The sequence below is a fragment of the Bacillus sp. MD-5 genome, assembly GCF_002201875.1.
Classification (GTDB): Bacteria; Bacillota; Bacilli; order Bacillales; family Bacillaceae; genus Bacillus; species Bacillus stercoris.
In genome coordinates this window covers 2,504,804-2,522,917 of the sequence record NZ_CP021911.1, presented here as the reverse complement: position 1 = coordinate 2,522,917, position 18,114 = coordinate 2,504,804, and the positions used below count along the sequence as shown (strand labels likewise).

Below are 18,114 nucleotides of genomic sequence, written 5' to 3'. Positions count from 1 at the left end.
TTATTATAATACAATATGGCAGGAAAATTTTAACCAAGTGAAATGTCCTAAGGGGAACCGGGAAAAGCCTTTATAAGGCAATATCGGAAGGGGTAATCAGCATGTCTAAAAAAATTCACGAATTCAATGATATCATTCGAAAGCTTCGCAAAGAATTGTTCGGAAAAGGGCCTGAGCGAATTCATACTGTATTTGTAGAAAACATGGCAGTTTCAACGCTATACGGAAATCTGAGTGCAAGCGAGCAGTTTATCGCCCGTACGCCTGAAGGAAGAGAGATGGTGCATGCGGCTCGGACAAGCCTGATTCAAGACCTTTATTCCAAACAAACGCCAGAAGGGATGGAGGAACTTATGGGAGCTAAGCTAGTCCATTTGTTTTCTGATATTAAAATTGAGGAAAACATCGCTGTATCTGTATTTGTTTTTGACCGAAAAATAGATGATCAAAAAGAAGCTGTGCAAAGCTAGCATATTTGCCATTGACACAAATTTGTCACATTTGATATGATGTTGCTACAGTTATAGAAGGCTAAAGCAATGGAATGTATGCACGAACTGTATATATTCTCTTTCAATATCTTACATACTGCTTGATATTGTTGTATGGGTATGCATACAAGTTAGGCAGCATTCAAACGCCTGGTTTGACACAGGTTATTTGAGTGCTGCCTTTTTTATTGCCTTTCTTGCATAACTGTTAGAAAAGAAGAAGTATGGAGGCGTTTTATTATGGCTTTTCGAAAACCGGATGAAATAGCGGAAGCAGCAATAGAAGCAGGGATGAAAAAAATAAAGCTCCCGCTGCCGTCACTGCTTGTGCTGGGGTTTTTAGGCGGTGCATTTATCGCACTTGGGTATTTGCTTGATATCAGGGTGATCGGTGATCTTCCGAAAGAATGGGGGAGCCTGTCCAGTTTGATCGGTGCAGCAGTATTTCCAGTCGGTCTGATCCTTGTCGTTCTCGCTGGCGCTGAACTGATCACAGGAAATATGATGTCAGTTGCGATGGCGTTATTTTCGAGAAAAATATCAGTAAAAGAGTTGGCGATTAACTGGGGAATCGTCACAGTTATGAACTTAATCGGCGCATTGTTTGTTGCGTACTTTTTCGGGCATTTGGTTGGATTGACTGAAACAGGTCCTTATTTAGAAAAAACGGTTGCCGTTGCCCAAGGAAAACTCGATATGAGCTTTGGAAAGGTTCTCGTTTCCGGCATCGGCTGTAACTGGCTTGTATGTCTTGCAGTGTGGCTTTCTTTCGGCGCCCAAGACGCAGCAGGTAAAATCCTTGGCATCTGGTTCCCAATTATGGCTTTTGTGGCTATCGGATTTCAGCACGTTGTCGCCAACATGTTTGTGATCCCTGCTGCCATTTTTGCAGGCTCGTTCACGTGGGGGCAGTTTATCGGAAACATCATTCCTGCTTTTATCGGCAATGTCATCGGCGGAGCTGTATTTGTCGGACTCATTTATTTTATTGCATATCATAAGGAAGACCGCTCCAGAAAAGAAATGAAGCAGGTATCATGAGCAACGGGCAAAACCATTCGATGATTTGCACAATTTCAGTCCATTTTTAGAAAAAGATGTTTACAAAATGGAATTTGGTGGATATACTTACAAAGTAAGAAAAAAGAGCAAAGGAGGCTGAACCAAAATGACAATGAGACAACGACGTCAACCTGTACGTGATACACAAGGAAAAGTTCATGGTTTATTCAGCCTGTGGAAGAGTTCGTGTCCTTCCTTAACCGATGCTTATCGCACGCATTAAATTCGGAATAGTCGGACATACGCAACTCCCCGCAGGCAGTAGAGGCATTGGTGTCTTCTTTTGTCTGCGGTTTTTATTTGCCCGCGGCAGAAGGATTGATGCTGCGGGCTATTTCGCTTGGTGCGGACTTTGAAAGGGGGTGAGCATATGACGATTAACCTATTCTTTTTAACGTTAACGATAAAAAAACGGTTTAAGAGCCTGGAAGAATTCGAACGAGAACAGCAGATTGAGCAGATTTATGATGAAATGAAGGAGTCTCAGTTAAAGCATCTTTATTTAACAAACTGGCGCTAAAAGCAATAAAAAAACTGAAGGGGGAATGGCATATGCTTAGAATGGAATTATTGATGCATTATACAATGGAGAAGGACCAAGTTTAGCGAAACAGCTGTCAAGAAAATGCGCACCTGCATATAGTAAATCAACGTTATTGTGAGGCAGGTGATGGCATCATGAACGATGATCAAAAAAGGCTGCCGTCGATTGGCCATGGTTATGCGTCCATGCCGCATTCCTTCAAACATGGCTATGGAAATCCGTTCCGACAGCAGAGGCTGATGGCAATGCAGCAGCAAAGGCTGTATGTATTCCCTTATCATTGGCATTAGAAAGAGGGCAGAAAACATTTTGTTTTCTGCTTTTTTTGCGGGAAAAATGAAAAAGTTTAGTTCTATCGAAACGTTTTTAGACACATTGCCGTCTAGTTGGTACCTTCCTTCCCTTTTAGAAAAGAAGATGATGTTTATTTTTCGAATATAATAAATAAACATAGGAAACCAAAAGCAGGTGTTTAAAATGCTAGAAAATAGACTCTATAAACGATCGAATCTTTGGAAATTATTTTCTCGGAAATATAAGCAAATTAAAACCATTGAGCATATGATGATTGACTCTATAGATATACAAGGAAATGACAGAATTTTAGAAATTGGAATCGGAAATGGCACTGTTTTTAAAAGCATAGCCAAGAAACTAGACAAGGGGAGCTTAAAAAGCATTGATCCTTCAAAGCGAAAGGTAAGGCAGATATCCCGTGCGAATCGAAAAAACATGGGGAAAGGGGAGGTTTTTCATGGCTTTCCAGAGAACCTTCCCTTTGATGACCGTATCTTTAATAAAGTGTTTTCTTTACATACGGTTCAGAGCTGCACCGATATTAGGCTTGCATTAAGAGAAATTTACAGGGTGCTTCAAATTGACGGCCGGTGTTACATCAATATTGATGCAAATACCGGTGAAAAAGAAAAAACGTATATTCAACTGTTGAAAGACCAGCATTTCAGGGAACTTTCTGTCATCAGGCGTGATTCCTGTCTATGTATTGTGGCTGTTAAATAAAAAATTTCTCGGGAAATATATCCAAGGTCCTTACATTAGGGATTGGGTATATTTTCTTAATTTTTTATTTTTTGCATATACTTTATATTAAAAAAAGTTTTTTTCATATAAACTTATAACAGAAGAAAGAACAAAGAGGTGATATCAGATAGGGCAGATATTATTTATGAATAAAAGGAATGAATATTCATTCCGCAAACGAATCGGAGGTTGCATTACATGTTATCCGCATCCAGCAGTAAATACGACATGATTATGAAAGCGTCGGTCTCGCTTTTTACAGAAAGGGGTTTTGACGCTACCACTATTCCTATGATAGCTGAACGTGCTCATGTGGGGACAGGGACGATCTATCGCTATTTTGACAGCAAAGAAACACTCGTCAACGTACTGTTTCAAGAAAGCATTCAGCGATTTACAGAAAAGCTGAAGCGAGACATTTCGGAACTGCCTGTCAGAGAAGGCTTCCATCACGTATTTAGCTGTCTCGTTCAGTTTACGAAAGAGAGCGACTATGCGCTTTTTTTTCTTGAAACCAAAAAAGACGCTCATTACTTAAATCATACAAGCAAAAAAATGATAGAAAATCTGACTCAAATGCTTGATGACTATTTTAATAAGGGAAAAGCGGAAGGCGTGATTCGCAGCCTGCCCTCTAATGTGTTAATTGCGATTGTATTAGGGGCGTTTCTCAAGTTATATCAGCTCGTCCAAACAGGTGATATAGAGATGGACACTGGTTTAATTACTGAATTGGAACAGTGCTGCTGGGATGCCATTAAGCTTCAATCATCACAAAAATAGGAAAGGGAGATGTCAATGAAACAGGCAAGCGCAATACCTCAGCCCAAAACATACGGACCTTTAAAAAATCTTCCGCATCTGGAAAAAGAACAGCTTTCTCAATCTTTATGGCGGTTAGCTGATGAATTGGGGCCGATTTTCCGTTTTGATTTTCCGGGAGTATCCAGTGTTTTTGTCTCAGGCCACAATCTTGTGACTGAAGTGTGTGATGAAAGCCGCTTTGACAAGAACCTTGGCAAAGGTTTGCTAAAGGTGCGCGAGTTCGGCGGAGATGGCTTATTTACAAGCTGGACGCACGAACCGAACTGGCAAAAAGCCCACCGCATTTTGCTGCCGAGTTTTAGCCAAAAAGCGATGAAAGGCTATCATTCTATGATGCTGGATATCGCAACCCAGCTTATACAAAAATGGAGCCGCCTTAACCCCAATGAAGAAATTGACGTAGCGGACGATATGACGCGTCTGACGCTTGATACGATTGGGTTATGCGGGTTTAACTATCGGTTCAACAGCTTTTACCGTGATTCGCAGCATCCGTTTATCACCAGCATGCTCCGTGCCTTAAAAGAGGCGATGAATCAATCAAAAAGACTGGGCCTGCAAGATAAAATGATGGTGAAAACGAAACTGCAGTTCCAAAAAGATATAGAAGTCATGAACTCCCTTGTCGATAGAATGATAGCGGAGCGAAAGGCGAATCCGGATGAAAACATTAAGGATCTCTTGTCTCTCATGCTTTATGCCAAAGATCCAGTAACGGGTGAAACGCTGGATGACGAAAACATAAGGTATCAAATCATTACATTTTTAATTGCTGGACATGAGACAACAAGCGGGTTGCTTTCCTTTGCGATTTATTGTCTGCTTACACATCCGGAAAAACTGAAAAAAGCTCAAGAGGAAGCGGATCGCGTGCTAACGGATGACACGCCTGAATATAAACAAATCCAGCAGCTCAAATACATTCGGATGGTGTTAAACGAAACCCTGAGACTGTATCCAACAGCTCCGGCTTTTTCTCTATATGCGAAGGAGGACACTGTTCTAGGCGGGGAATATCCGATCAGCAAAGGGCAGCCTGTCACCATTTTAATTCCGAAGCTGCACCGGGACCAAAACGCTTGGGGAGCGGATGCGGAAGATTTCCGTCCGGAACGGTTTGAAGATCCTTCAAGTATCCCTCATCATGCGTATAAGCCGTTTGGAAACGGCCAGCGCGCTTGTATCGGCATGCAGTTTGCTCTTCAAGAAGCGACAATGGTTCTTGGTCTTGTATTAAAGCATTTTGATTTGATAAATCATAATGGCTATGAACTAAAAATCAAAGAAGCATTAACAATCAAGCCGGATGATTTTAAAATTACTGTGAAACCGCGGAAAACAGCGGCAATCAATGTACAGCGAAGAGAACAGGCAGACATCAAAACAGAAACAAAGCCAAAAGAAGCCCAACCTAAACACGGCACACCTTTACTCGTTCTTTACGGTTCAAACCTTGGGACAGCTGAGGGAATAGCCGGTGAACTGGCCGCTCAAGGCCGCCAGATGGGCTTTACAGCTGAAACGGCTCCGCTTGATGATTACATCGGCAAGCTTCCTGAAGAAGGGGCAGTCGTCATTGTTACGGCTTCTTATAATGGGGCGCCGCCTGATAATGCCGCCGGCTTTGTAGAGTGGCTGAAAGAGCTTGAGGAAGGCCGATTGAAAGGCGTTTCCTATGCGGTTTTCGGCTGCGGAAACCGGAGCTGGGCCAGCACGTATCAGCGGATTCCCCGCCTGATTGATGACATGATGAAAGCAAAGGGGGCAACGCGTTTAACAGCGATTGGGGAAGGTGATGCGGCCGATGATTTTGAAAGCCATCGCGAGTCTTGGGAAAACCGCTTCTGGAAGGAAACGCTGGACGCATTTGATATTAACGAAATCGCCCAGAAAGAAGACAGGCCTTCATTGTCGATTACTTTTCTCAGTGAAGCGACGGAAACGCCGGTTGCCAAAGCATATGGCGCGTTTGAAGGGATTGTATTAGAGAATCGAGAGCTCCAGTCAGCTGACAGTACGCGTTCGACCCGCCATATTGAATTGGAAATTCCGGAGGGTAAAACATATAAAGAAGGCGATCATATCGGAATCCTGCCGAAGAACAGCAGGGAGCTTGTTCAGCGGGTTCTCAGCCGATTCGGTTTGCAGTCCAATCATGTAATACAAATAAGCGGAAGCGCTCATATGGCTCACCTGCCGATGGACCGGCCGATTAAAGTAGCGGATTTACTGTCGTCCTATGTAGAGCTGCAGGAACCGGCTTCAAGGCTTCAGCTTCGCGAGCTGGCTTCTTATACAGTCTGCCCGCCGCATCAAAAAGAGCTGGAACAGCTCGTTTCAGATGATGGCACTTACAAAGAGCAGGTGCTTGCAAAACGTCTTACCATGCTTGATCTTTTAGAAGATTATCCTGCCTGCGAAATGCCGTTTGAACGGTTTTTAGCACTTTTGCCATCACTAAAACCGAGATACTATTCCATTTCAAGTTCACCGAAAGCCCATGCAAATATCGTGAGCATGACGGTAGGAGTTGTGAAAGCCTCAGCCTGGAGCGGCCGAGGTGAATACCGGGGTGTCGCCTCTACTTATTTAGCAGAATTGAATACAGGTGATGCAGCAGCCTGCTTCATTCGTACGCCGCAGTCCGGATTCCAGATGCCGGATGACCCTGACACGCCTATGATTATGGTTGGTCCGGGTACAGGAATTGCGCCATTCAGGGGCTTTATTCAGGCAAGATCTGTTTTGAATAAGGAAGGAAGCACGCTTGGTGAAGCACTTTTATACTTCGGCTGCCGGCGCCCGGATCATGACGATCTTTACAGAGAAGAGCTGGATCAAGCGGAACAGGAAGGTTTGGTCACAATCCGCCGATGCTACTCACGCGTCGAAAACGAATCAAAAGGATATGTCCAGCACTTGCTCAAGCAAGATTCACAGAAATTGATGACACTCATTGAAAAAGGAGCCCATATTTACGTATGCGGTGATGGATCGCAAATGGCTCCTGACGTAGAGAAAACTTTGCGATGGGCATATGAAACTGAAAAAGGGGCAAGTCAGGAAGAATCCGCCGATTGGCTGCAAAAGCTGCAAGACCAAAAACGTTATGTAAAAGACGTTTGGACAGGAAATTAATAAAAAATAAAATCCCGCCAATCTGATTGGCGGGATTGCTTTGCATGTGAGAAAACCGGCACGATAATGAAATCTACTGAAAAGGATGTTATAGGGAGTATCGCGCCGGCCTTATTATTCATATCGTCATATAGAGACAAAAGTTTAGTTCTTTTTACCTTATTTTTAAAAATAAATAGTCTAAAAGTCTTGTTTTTGATTTTCGACTCAGGCTTTTGGCATTTTGTTCTTTCTTATTCCTTAAGATCAGTCATCTGTTGAAGATTGATGCTTGAATTGCCGTTCTACATGTTTACGGTAATGAAAGTCATGAATCAGCCGAATGGTCGGCCTGATTAACAGCAGCAAGCTTCCGACCGCAAACAGCCATATCCCTGCAGACTTTAACTGGTCATAGAAAAAGAAAAAGCTTCCAACGAGAAACAAAGCACCGATGATAAAATCGTTTACTGTATAAAGAATCTTATATCGTTTTTTGAAAAAAAGCTCATATCGTTTCAGCTCTTTTTGGATATCATGTTCTTCATTTCCTTTCATTATCATCCCTCCATTCAATTTTGGCTTACCCTTACGTAAACGGCATGTAAACATAAGGGCTGCCTTGCTGAAAGAAGACATAATCAACGATCAGAAACTAAAGTAAAAAAGTGATCCGTATAGGATCTCTTTTTTACGATTTCATCGCCTGAACAATAAGAGCAGTCAAAGCTTTTGCCCCTTTAGGAACCAAGTGAACACCATCAGGGGTAAAATATTCCGGATGCTGAAGGGCTTCTGTATGCCAGTCAACTAACGTAACATTTTGATGTGCGCTTGCCTGGTGCTGTAAAGATTCATTAACCTTGCTTTCCCATTGGCGGGGAACCCGTGTATTGACGAGATAGATATGGGCTTTTGAGAAAGATTGAAGCAGTTGTTCGATTTGGCTGTTTGTAAAGTAGCCATTGGTTCCAAGCTCAATGATGACAGCCTTGTTGGGCTGATTAAAAGACTTGTATTCCTTTGCGAGTTCCAAAGCTTGAGACATTTGTCTTCCCACCTTTCCATCAATCGTTACATTTGAAAGTGACTGATGCAGGTGTGAAGAAATATCAAGCATGACGGAATCGCCTATAGCTAACACTTCTTTCGCAGTGTCTGCGGGTTCTTTCGACTGTTGAGATTGCGTGTCTTTCTTTTTATGAGTCTCTTGCCCATTATTTTTATTTTCCTTTTGTCCTTGCTTGGAGCCTGGTGTTTTTTGTTCAGGATTGTGTTTTTTATCTGCTGCAGCATCCTTTTTATCCCCAGAAGCTTGGCTGATGTCAGCATTTGTTTCTTGTGAGCTATAGGTCCATTTAGTAGGGTGCTTTTGCTCTCCGGCCAATCCAGACAGCCCTCCTGCAAAAATAAGTATAGTGAAAATGACGAAACCAATTGACATTTTGCTAATAACAGATGTCGTTTTCCATTCCTTGATTCTATGTATCAAAATACCGCTGAAAAATGTTCTAAATCCCTGTGTCCGTATCGGCTTCTCAATAAAATGATAGGAAAGCTCGGCAAGTATACATGTCACAATAATCTTCAGCACGATATGCCAAAACACAGGGTTTCCGATTTCTTGAACTGGTGTGCTCAACACAATAACAGGGTAGTGCCAAAGATAAATACCGTAAGACCTTGTTCCAAGCCACCGAAGCGGCCTCCATGAAAGGAGCTTGCCTAAAAAGCTGCTCGGATGGCAAACACATGCGATAAGGATTGCGGCAGTGATGCTAATGAATAGCATTCCGCCTCTGTAAAGAAAAGGTTCGTATTCATCTGTGAAATAGACACATAACACTAAAATACAAAATGCCGAAAATTCAGTCGCGTGCAAAGTGTGCTTCAGTTTGCTTGGCAGCCTGTTGGAAGACAGCCTTTTCATCGGCCATACCAAAGCCAAGGCGCATCCGATGAGAAGGTCAAACGAACGAGTGTCTGTGCCATAGTAGACGCGGCTCGGATCTCCGCCAGGTTCATACAGTATGCTCATCATCATGGCTGAACAAAGCGCAAGCAACGATATTACCGCAGCCAATCTGGCACGGCTTTTCAATATGTACATTCCAAAAACGAAAAACATTGGCCATATGATATAAAATTGTTCTTCAATCGCCAGCGACCAAAGGTTTTTTAGAGGTGATGGGGAACCGAAACTATCAAAATATGATAGCTTGTGAAAAATAAACCACCAATTGCTCATATAAAAGAGAGAAGAGATCGCATCCCCGCGTACAGTGTGCAATAGTTCCCGGTCAAACAATACGACCCAAACAACAGTGGAAAAGATCATAAGGTAAGCCGCTGGCAGAAGCCGCCGAATGCGGCGCACCCAAAAGTCCCGAAAATCAAGATTGATATCATTTCCATATGCCGGCAATAGAATGGAGGTAATCAAATATCCGGATAAAACAAAAAAGATATCAACTCCGATAAAGCCTCCGTTAGCCCAATTGAAATTTAGGTGATAAGCGATAACGGACAGGACGGCAAAAGCCCGAAGGCCATCAAGTCCAGGGATGTATCGATGATGCTGTGTCTTGTGATACATAGGTATTCCTCCAATAGTATGCAAATATTCTCGTTTGTTTTTGATAGCGAGGTTACGACCTCAAATAGAAAAGAGAGAAAACATCCATAATCTAAAATGGATGTTTTTTTATTTTATCGAATATAACGTTCTCCCACGAGCAAGTTTGAAATGACGCTGGTTGGAATTTTAAACTCGGTAACGCCCATATAGCCGGGGGCAACTTCATATTCGTCAAATGAGATCATAAGTTTATGGTCTTCAGTAATGTAAAACGTTTGATCAGGAAGAATCGTTTTGAACGGTTCAGCATCTTCATCAGTGAGCCAATATATTTTATTAGGATCTTCCTTCATTTGCTGTTTCATTTGCTCTTTGATGTTTTGACTGATGACTTTGATATAGCGCTCATCTTTGAATAAGCTTTTTAATGTAAGTAAAATATCATTCTTTTTGTCAATCGTAATATAACGGCTTTGTGTGTAGGAAGATGCTTGTGTTGTTTCAATATTGCGCCGGATTGAGAGCAAATCTGGCGTGTCTGTGACCGTCTCGTAATCACTGTAGATGCTGAGATGCCCTTTTTTGTTTTTGGATGTGGATTGTATAAACTCTTTATACAGCTGCTGGCTTTCTTTCAAGTATTTCTCGTTAATGCTGTTTTCAAGCTCTTTATTAGAAAGTCCGGACAAAGCAGGTGTTTTGACATCAATGCTTGATTGGTCTTTTTCCTCTTTGATTTCAATAAAGGTGATCGCTTTGACGATTTTGCCGATGACAGGGATCTTAGACATAGCGTGAGCGGCGTCAGGGTTGATATTCACAAGCGCAGTGAATAAAATAGCTGCAGCGATTGCTGCTGATGTCGGCCACATGACGATTCTTTTCTTTTTTGGTTCTTGCTGAAGGGCTTTTTCAACAATGACATCCAATTCTTTAGGAATCGGAACATTTTTATATTCTTCTTTTAATTGCTGTAATCTCTTATCCATTAAGAAAGATCCTCCTTCGTCAAATGAATGCGCATCAGCTTCAATGCTCTGTATAGGCGCGTTTTGACGGTATTCGTGTTTTCTCCTGTAATTTCCGCAATTTCTTCTAATTTGAGGTCTTCAAAAAAACGTAAAATAATAATGGTTTTATAGCGGTAAGGCAATTCGTCAAGCGCTTCATGGAGATCAGTATCCTTGTAATGGTCTTCTTTTCCCTTGCTTAAAAATTCTATCGTTTCGTCGTCCATCACTCTTATCTTTTTTTGTTTGCGCAAAAAATCAATAGCTGTCCGCACCAAAATTTTATAAAACCAGCTTTTTATCGTCTCGGGGTTTCTGACCGTTTCAACTGAGCTCAGCGCTTTTTTTATCGATTCCTGAACAATATCTAATGCGTCATCTTGATTTTTCACATAACTGAAAGCCAACCTGTAGAAATCTTGCTTATGATCAGTTATGCATGCGACAAGCAACGCTTTTGTTGTTTGTTTTTTCTTCATTGCAATAAAGGGCTCCTTTTTGAATATACGTATATCGTAGGCTGTTACCTAGGATAGACGCGGCAGGCTGAAAAATAGTTTGCGCAGAATCACATTTTTTTAAAGAAGTAAATCAGCATGGGGAAGTTTTTATGCATAAAAAAACAAGGCTTATTTCGTACAAGCCTTGTTTTTGGGGTAAACGATGCCAAACGCTATTCCAAGTAATGTTTTTTGAAATCTGAGTGGATAGAAAATTTACGGCGCAATTGAATGAGGTTTTTCCCAAAGCTTTCTTCTAAAAGCTCTCTATGCTTTTTCAGAATTTCCATAAGGTACAGATCATGAATGATCACTTCAGTAATAGGCATGACTAAACCCACATGCATCGTCCATGCGGCGCGGCTGTCGTTGCCAAGTGAGACAATGCCCGCAACTACTTCTGAATCATCTCCGCTATAGACAAGCCACCGTCCGTCATACTCTTCTGTAATTTCACTGCTCATATCATGCAGGTACACATTGGCAAAATCAGATACGATGTCTCCGTAAGCAATAATGGTGACAATAACGCCTTGATCTGCCGCCTGTTTGAGCTCTGATTCTATTTCTTCAAAATCCTCTTTCCATATTTCTAAGAGGATTCTTTTTTTGGCGGATAAGATACAGGCCTTCACTTTTTCAAGAATTTCACTGCGGCCGGTGATATTCCAGATGTTTTCCCGGTCATTTGCGGTCTGCTCGAACTTTTCAAAATATTTTTCAGCCTGATCAAAATGTTCTTCCGCTTTGAGCCGGCGGTTTTTAATCAGTTCTTTCGCGGGGACAGGAACATACTGAGGCGTATTTCCATGACTGACAAAAACATCTCCTCTGATCACAAGGCTTTCCAGGACTTCATAAATTTTAGAACGGGGCACTCCGGATTTTTTTGCAACGGCGTAGCCTGTTAAAGGTGATTCTTGCAATAACGCCAAATAAGCTTTCGACTCATATTCTGTAAAATTGAGGTTTTTCAAAATGTCTAACATATTTTCCTTCATATATCCTCCAATATAAAAAGCAATCACTGCCTTTGTAATCGCTATTTTAACAAACCATATTGATTTATTCCAAACGCATTGATACAATTTTTATAAGTAGTTACTTTTGTAGTCACTATATGATTGAGGGGATTTTTAAAGGGGGAGAGAACAATGCACAGCTTACTCGCATACATACCGATCGCTGCCATGATGGTTATCATGCCGGGTGCAGATACGATGCTTGTGATGAAAAATACGCTTCGATATGGCCCGAAAGCCGGACGTTATAACATTCTCGGATTGGCAACTGGACTATCCTTTTGGACGGTGATTGCCATTTTAGGATTATCGGTGGTGATTGCAAAGTCAGTGATTCTTTTCACAACGATCAAATATTTGGGAGCGGCGTACTTAATTTATTTAGGCGTAAAAAGTTTTTTTGCAAAAAGTATGTTTTCGTTAGATGACATGCAGTCCCAAACAAAAAATATGGCAAGTTCTCCGAAACGTTATTATAAAACTTCCTTTATGCAGGGATCACTCAGTAACATTCTTAATCCTAAAACTGTTTTGGTGTATGTTACAATCATGCCCCAATTTATCAATTTAAACGGAAATATCAACCAGCAGCTCATCATTTTAGCTTCAATCCTAACCTTATTAGCGGTGTTGTGGTTTCTGTTTCTTGTTTATATTATTGATTACGCGAAAAAATGGATGAAAAACTCGAGGTTCCAGAAAGTGTTTCAAAAAATAACCGGAATGATATTAGTAGGTTTCGGCATCAAAACTGGTTTGAGTTAACACTTAAATGAAGTGAATGAAATTTAAAACTTAGTGTTTGGCCTCATAAAAAAGACAAGGGAGTGAGTATCCCTTGTCTTTTTTTTATTTCATCTGATGTCCTCTGCGGGTCTGCACCTTATACAAAATAATCAATAAAACAAACCAGACCGGGGTGACAAACAAAGCAACACGTGTATCATTCGCCAGTGCCAATATGACAAGAATGAATGCAAGAAATGCAAGTGTTAAATAGTTGGATAATGGATAAAAAGGCATTTTAAATTTGTTTGCTTTCGCTTCATGCTGTCTTGTTTTTCGATATTTCAAATGGCAGATCACCGTGATGCCCCAAATAAAAATGAAGCATATTGTAGAAACACTTGTAATCAGTGTAAAGACTTGCTCAGGCATTAAATAATTCAGACTAACGCCAATCAGAATGGCGATGGTTGAAAAGAACAGCGCATTGCTTGGAACGTTAGAAGAAGTCAATTTCTTTAATAGTTCAGGTGCGTGATGATCCTTTGCAAGTGAATAGACCATTCGGCTTGTGCTGAATAAAGCGCTATTGGCAGCTGATGCGGCTGATGTTAATACAACAAAATTGATCAAACTGGCGGCCACAACGATGCCCACAGCAGAGAAGACCTGAACAAATGGGCTTTCGTTTGGATTCAACACATTCCAAGGATAGATACACATAATCACGAAAAGTGCGCCTACATAAAAAAGTAAAATCCGGACAGGGATTTGATTGATGGCTTTAGGGATCACTTTTTGGGGATTTTCTGTTTCACCAGCTGTCAGTCCAACAAGTTCAATACCCACGAAAGCGAAGACGACCATTTGGAACGATAGGATAAACCCATGCCATCCATTTGGGAACATGCCGCCATGGCTCCAAAGGTTGGTAAGGCTGGCAGGGCCGGAAGCTGCGGAAAAACCTTTCACAATCAGGAAAATGCCAGTTACGATCAGGGCCAGTATGGCAATGACTTTGATCAATGCAAACCAAAATTCTAATTCTCCGAAAAGTTTAACGGTGGCAAGATTCATGATCAGCAGGATAATAAGCGCAAGAAGGCCGGGCAGCCATTGAGGCACATCGGGCAGCCAATATTGCGTATAAATGCCGACCGCCGTTAAATCAGCCATCGCGAGGGAAATCCAGCAGAACCAGTAGGTCCACCCAGTAATAAATGCTGCCATGTTTCCTAAATAGTCCCTTACAAAATCCACAAAAGAGTGGTATCCCGCATTTGATAAGAGCAGTTCTCCGAGCGAACGCATAATGAAAAAGCAAAATACGCCGGTGATCAAGTAAGCAAATAAAATGGATGGCCCTGCAAAGTGGATGGATTTACCTGATCCTAAAAATAAACCTGTACCGATTGCACCTCCAATCGCCATTAATTGTATATGCCTGTTTTTAAGGCCTCTAGACAATTTCTGTTGCTGGCCAAAATTGTCTTTGCTAGAATTGCCTATCAATTTTATTTTCCTCCAATAATAAAAAGATGAGTAAAGTTTTAACGGATATTATAACATTTAAAAGAGGAGATGCTTTTATTTTTAAATTTTAAAACTATTTTGAGTTTATGAATAAAACTTGCAGTTCTATTGAATAACAGAATAAACAGGACCGTCATTTGGACGATCTGATAGGCTATTTTTTAATAGGCATCGATTTGAACCATTGTATGCCCGCTATAATGGTGGCCTGCAGGGGATATCGGAGATTTTTCTATCCTAGGTGAATGGCTGTAAGACATCATCATTGCTGATAAGTTTACCGAATCATTAACTTTCCAGATGTATTGTAAAAATGAAGAATTTTTGCATATCGTGCTACTGTGGCGAACACATAGAGTGACCGCCCTTTTTAATTGTGAATAAATCTCCCGGGGGTATTTAGGAAATTTGTCCTGAGCTATAAGGTTCATTTTTTGTCATTGATGATTTTGACATCATTACATTCCTCAAGAATGATAAACTGTTTACTGATTATTACTTTTGAAGGGGACTTGCCCTCAAGAACTGCGAATCTATCATACTAAGATGAGATTCAAATGGTTCAAAATGTAAACATATACGCATAAAAATCAGCTTTGTCAATCTGCTATAGAGACCTTTTTGAACGAAGCAGATCATCTCAAGGCGGACAATAAAATTCGGAATATTCTTGTTAAAGGCTTATCTAATAAGGACAAAGGATGATAGATGTGAAAAGAATAGATAAAATATACCATCAGCTCATGCATAATTTTCATGATTCAACCTTAGATCATCTTTTAAAAATACAAGGGAATTCAGCAAAGGAAATTGCTGAGCAGTTGAAAATGGAGCGGTCCAATGTCAGCTTTGAGCTGAACAATCTTGTCCGGACCAAAAAGGTCATCAAAATTAAAACGTTTCCTGTGCGCTACATCCCAGTCGAGATAGCAGAAAAGGTATTCAGCGAGAAATGGGATACAGGGATGATGGAAGTGAAAGACCTTAAGGTGTTTTCTGGGGATTTAAAACAGAATCATCAACACATTTCCACGAATCCTCTAGAGCTTATGATTGGGGCAAAAGGGAGTTTGAAAAAAGCGATCTCCCAGGCAAAAGCAGCTGTCTTTTATCCGCCTAACGGTCTGCATATGCTCCTCCTAGGGCCGACTGGTTCCGGTAAATCCCTTTTTGCGAACCGAATTTACCAGTTTGCCATATACTCTGACATTTTGAAGGCCGGCGCACCATTTATTACATTTAACTGTGCAGATTACTACAACAACCCTCAATTATTGCTTTCTCAATTATTCGGACACAAAAAAGGTTCATTTACAGGTGCCGCCGAGGATAAGGCAGGTTTAGTCGAACAGGCCAATGGGGGCATTCTGTTTATGGATGAAATCCACCGTCTCCCTCCTGAGGGACAGGAGATGCTGTTTTATTTTATTGACAGCGGTTCTTATAACAGGCTTGGAGAATCTGAACATAAACGAACATCGAACGTATTGTTTATTTGTGCGACTACAGAAAATCCGAGTTCTGCCCTATTGAAAACATTTTTGCGAAGAATCCCAATGACCATTCATATTCCTTCGCTTGAAGAGCGATCGCTTAAAGAAAGAGTGGAGCTGACAACGTTTTTATTAGGGAAAGAAGCAGAGCGGATTAAGAAGAATCTCAGTGTGCACATCGATGTCTATAATGCGCTTATTCATTCCGCGAAATTTGGGAATGTCGGACAGCTGAAATCAAATGTCCAGTTAGTTTGCGCACACGGTTTTTTGCATAACCTTGACAGAAATGAGGTTATTGAACTGACGGTTCGGGATCTGCCTGATGAAATCAAGCAAGAATGGATGTCCAGCAGCAAAAACATGCAAAGAAGCAAAGCCATTTCCGAATACGTCAATATTACAACGATTATCTCTCCGATTGTAGAAGATGAAACAACAAAAATTGACGAAGACCTCTCCTTTAACTTATATCATTTGATCGAGGAAAAAGTAAAAACGCTTATGAAAGAAGGTTTATCCAAAAAGGATATTAACCAATACATCTTGACTGATGTCCATTTGCATGTCAGAAGTTTTTTTCATCATCAAGCCTTTCAAAAGGACAGCCTGCTGACATTCGTTGAAGATGACGTGATTCAAATGACAAAACAGTTAAAAGAAATAGCTGAACATGAACTGGATTGCACATTTGACCGTAAATTTATTTATTTTTTGAGTATGCATATTGACGCATTTTTAAAGCGCGGAAAGCAAATTGATGTTTTAAATACACAGGAGACGGATGAAATTCGTGATACGCACGTGAAAGAATATCGGGTGGCGATGATTTTTAAAGATAAAATGCAGGAATATTTTAAAGTGGCTATTCCTGAAATAGAAGTCATCTACTTAACGATGTTAATTCATTCGATCAAATCGTTAAAAGAGAACAAAAGAGTCGGTATTATCGTTGCTGCTCATGGAAACAGCACGGCGAGTTCAATGGTTGAAGTTGCGACAGAACTATTAGGGAGCACGCCAATTGCAGCAGTCGATATGCCGCTTTCTGTTTCACCTTCGGACATTCTTGAATGCGTAGCAGAAAAAATGAAACAGGTTGATGAAGGCGAAGGTGTATTAATGCTGGTAGATATGGGCTCGCTTGCGATGCTGGAAAGCAGGCTGGAGGAAAAGACTGGCATTGCCATCAAAACGATCAGCAATGTTACGACCTCAATGGTGCTGGATGCTGTCAGAAAGGTCAACTATTTGAATTTGAATTTGCATGCGATCTATCAATCGGTTACGAAGGATTTTATCGAGTTATGGGAGCGCCAGCCAGCGGCAGCCGGCAAAAAGAAGGCTTTGGTATCCATCTGCACGACAGGCAGCGGAACGGCCAAAAAGCTGGAAGACATTTTAACCACGATCGTAAACAAGGCCTCTGATACTCCGATTCACATATTGACCGTATCATCGATTAAACTGGCCAACAGCATAAAAGAAATCGAAAAAGAGTATGAAATCCTTGCCACAGTTGGAACGAAAGACCCTAAAATGAATGCTCCGCATGTATCCTTAGAAGTGTTAATTGAAGGGGAGGGAGAGAAGCTGATTCAACAGGCGATTACGAAAGGAAGCATTCCCTTGAGCAATGGATTAAATGAAGCAAATATTATTGTCAGGGAGCTTTGCGAGGATAGCTTGAAAAAGTATCTTGTCTTCTTAAATCCCCATCATGTAACCGAAATGTTAGTAGAGTGGCTGCAAACCGTTCAAGATGAGCTGGGTGTCATTTTCAATAATGCCGTTTTGATCAAAGTCATTATGCATACAGCTTTCGCCTTTGAAAGGGTAATTAAGCAGAATCCGATCGCTTTCTCGGAGGAAGAAGAAATTAATGATCAGTTGAAGGAAATGGTGAACGTCACAGAGCGGACACTAGCCCCTTATGAAGAAAAGCTCGGACTTCGCATAAGTGATGATGAAAAATTATTTATAGCCGCCATATTTGCTGAAGAAGTGCATGGCCATCTGTTTTAAAACCAGTTTTTTCATATGAACCTGTATTAAATGAAACACCATTTTAATACAGGTTTATTTTTTTCGTTTTAAGTGTTTCAACAACAAACTGCGATTGGCTGAAATATCAATGAAAACGCTTAACACAAATGTGTTGGCACGATCCTT

General features: G+C 41.1%; 15 protein-coding genes and 1 pseudogene. 9 read left to right on the top strand and 7 right to left on the bottom strand.

Annotated features, from left to right (window positions below; translation table 11 throughout):
* Nucleotides 1–101: 101 nt before the first annotated feature.
* From CDO84_RS12780 to cypB, 7 genes are all read left to right on the top strand, one after another.
* Nucleotides 102–470, top strand: a complete 369-nt coding sequence (locus CDO84_RS12780) for a Na-translocating system protein MpsC family protein (RefSeq protein WP_014664781.1) — start codon at nt 102–104, stop codon at nt 468–470.
* 261 nt (nt 471–731) lie between these two features.
* Nucleotides 732–1,532, top strand: coding sequence for a formate/nitrite transporter family protein (locus CDO84_RS12775; RefSeq protein WP_040082323.1), 801 nt, complete (start codon nt 732–734; stop codon nt 1,530–1,532).
* A gap of 391 nt (nt 1,533–1,923) precedes the next feature.
* Nucleotides 1,924–2,073, top strand: a complete 150-nt coding sequence (locus tag CDO84_RS12770; RefSeq protein ID WP_004399102.1) for a YrzI family small protein — start codon at nt 1,924–1,926, stop codon at nt 2,071–2,073.
* A gap of 155 nt (nt 2,074–2,228) precedes the next feature.
* Nucleotides 2,229–2,387: a hypothetical protein gene (locus CDO84_RS21430; RefSeq protein ID WP_134975278.1), complete on the top strand. Its 159-nt coding sequence runs from the start codon at nt 2,229–2,231 to the stop codon at nt 2,385–2,387.
* Between the two features lie 187 nt (nt 2,388–2,574).
* The gene (locus tag CDO84_RS12765) at nt 2,575–3,117 is read left to right on the top strand and encodes a class I SAM-dependent methyltransferase (RefSeq protein WP_040082325.1); all 543 of its coding nucleotides are present in this window, start codon (nt 2,575–2,577) and stop codon (nt 3,115–3,117) included.
* A gap of 219 nt (nt 3,118–3,336) precedes the next feature.
* A complete protein-coding gene (fatR, locus tag CDO84_RS12760; RefSeq protein ID WP_040082326.1) occupies nt 3,337–3,921 on the top strand; it encodes a transcriptional regulator FatR in 585 nt (194 codons plus the stop codon).
* 15 nt (nt 3,922–3,936) lie between these two features.
* Complete coding sequence (gene cypB, locus CDO84_RS12755; RefSeq protein ID WP_040082327.1) at nt 3,937–7,101, top strand: bifunctional cytochrome P450/NADPH--P450 reductase CypB; 3,165 nt, start codon at nt 3,937–3,939, stop codon at nt 7,099–7,101.
* A gap of 246 nt (nt 7,102–7,347) precedes the next feature.
* Here the strand turns inward: cypB and CDO84_RS12750 are convergent, their stop codons facing one another.
* The 5 genes from CDO84_RS12750 to CDO84_RS12730 all read right to left on the bottom strand — a co-directional run bounded on the left by CDO84_RS12750 (nt 7,348) and on the right by CDO84_RS12730 (nt 12,169).
* Nucleotides 7,348–7,638 carry a YrhK family protein gene (locus CDO84_RS12750; protein WP_040082329.1) on the bottom strand — a complete coding sequence of 97 codons (291 nt, stop codon included), beginning with the start codon at nt 7,636–7,638 and terminating at the stop codon, nt 7,348–7,350.
* A 133-nt stretch (nt 7,639–7,771) separates the two neighbouring features.
* Nucleotides 7,772–9,676: a peptidoglycan O-acetyltransferase OatA gene (gene oatA / locus CDO84_RS12745; protein ID WP_040082331.1), complete on the bottom strand. Its 1,905-nt coding sequence runs from the start codon at nt 9,674–9,676 to the stop codon at nt 7,772–7,774.
* Between the two features lie 113 nt (nt 9,677–9,789).
* Nucleotides 9,790–10,647 (bottom strand): anti-sigma-V factor RsiV, encoded by an 858-nt coding sequence (gene rsiV / locus CDO84_RS12740; RefSeq protein WP_014664772.1) that lies wholly within the window; start codon nt 10,645–10,647, stop codon nt 9,790–9,792.
* The gene (sigV, locus tag CDO84_RS12735; RefSeq protein ID WP_040082333.1) at nt 10,647–11,147 is read right to left on the bottom strand and encodes an RNA polymerase sigma factor SigV; all 501 of its coding nucleotides are present in this window, start codon (nt 11,145–11,147) and stop codon (nt 10,647–10,649) included. Before sigV ends, rsiV begins: the two co-directional genes overlap by 1 nt.
* Nucleotides 11,148–11,341: 194 nt before the next feature.
* Nucleotides 11,342–12,169 carry a TrmB family transcriptional regulator gene (locus CDO84_RS12730; protein ID WP_040082334.1) on the bottom strand — a complete coding sequence of 276 codons (828 nt, stop codon included), beginning with the start codon at nt 12,167–12,169 and terminating at the stop codon, nt 11,342–11,344.
* A 153-nt stretch (nt 12,170–12,322) separates the two neighbouring features.
* On the opposite strand from CDO84_RS12730, the gene CDO84_RS12725 reads away from it, so the two are divergent.
* The gene (locus CDO84_RS12725; protein WP_040082335.1) at nt 12,323–12,955 is read left to right on the top strand and encodes a LysE family transporter; all 633 of its coding nucleotides are present in this window, start codon (nt 12,323–12,325) and stop codon (nt 12,953–12,955) included.
* An 84-nt stretch (nt 12,956–13,039) separates the two neighbouring features.
* Here the strand turns inward: CDO84_RS12725 and CDO84_RS12720 are convergent, their stop codons facing one another.
* Nucleotides 13,040–14,428, bottom strand: a complete 1,389-nt coding sequence (locus CDO84_RS12720) for an amino acid permease (protein WP_040082337.1) — start codon at nt 14,426–14,428, stop codon at nt 13,040–13,042.
* A 38-nt stretch (nt 14,429–14,466) separates the two neighbouring features.
* A pseudogene (locus tag CDO84_RS21740) lies at nt 14,467–14,535 on the bottom strand (hypothetical protein); the annotation flags it as partial.
* Nucleotides 14,536–15,159: 624 nt separating this feature from the next.
* Between CDO84_RS21740 and levR the strand changes: the two are divergent.
* A complete protein-coding gene (gene levR / locus CDO84_RS12715) occupies nt 15,160–17,967 on the top strand; it encodes a transcriptional regulator LevR (protein WP_040082338.1) in 2,808 nt (935 codons plus the stop codon).
* Nucleotides 17,968–18,114 lie beyond the last annotated feature (147 nt).

Coding starts and splice junctions, on each gene's coding strand:
- fatR (WP_040082326.1), top strand. CDS start 3,337: ATGTTATCCGCATCCAGCAGTAAATACGACATGATTATGAAAGCGTCG.
- CDO84_RS12750 (WP_040082329.1), bottom strand. CDS start 7,638: ATGAAAGGAAATGAAGAACATGATATCCAAAAAGAGCTGAAACGATAT.
- rsiV (WP_014664772.1), bottom strand. CDS start 10,647: ATGGATAAGAGATTACAGCAATTAAAAGAAGAATATAAAAATGTTCCG.
- CDO84_RS12730 (WP_040082334.1), bottom strand. CDS start 12,169: ATGAAGGAAAATATGTTAGACATTTTGAAAAACCTCAATTTTACAGAA.
- CDO84_RS12770 (WP_004399102.1), top strand. CDS start 1,924: ATGACGATTAACCTATTCTTTTTAACGTTAACGATAAAAAAACGGTTT.
- oatA (WP_040082331.1), bottom strand. CDS start 9,676: ATGTATCACAAGACACAGCATCATCGATACATCCCTGGACTTGATGGC.
- cypB (WP_040082327.1), top strand. CDS start 3,937: ATGAAACAGGCAAGCGCAATACCTCAGCCCAAAACATACGGACCTTTA.
- CDO84_RS12775 (WP_040082323.1), top strand. CDS start 732: ATGGCTTTTCGAAAACCGGATGAAATAGCGGAAGCAGCAATAGAAGCA.
- CDO84_RS12780 (WP_014664781.1), top strand. CDS start 102: ATGTCTAAAAAAATTCACGAATTCAATGATATCATTCGAAAGCTTCGC.
- CDO84_RS12765 (WP_040082325.1), top strand. CDS start 2,575: ATGCTAGAAAATAGACTCTATAAACGATCGAATCTTTGGAAATTATTT.
- sigV (WP_040082333.1), bottom strand. CDS start 11,147: ATGAAGAAAAAACAAACAACAAAAGCGTTGCTTGTCGCATGCATAACT.
- CDO84_RS12725 (WP_040082335.1), top strand. CDS start 12,323: ATGCACAGCTTACTCGCATACATACCGATCGCTGCCATGATGGTTATC.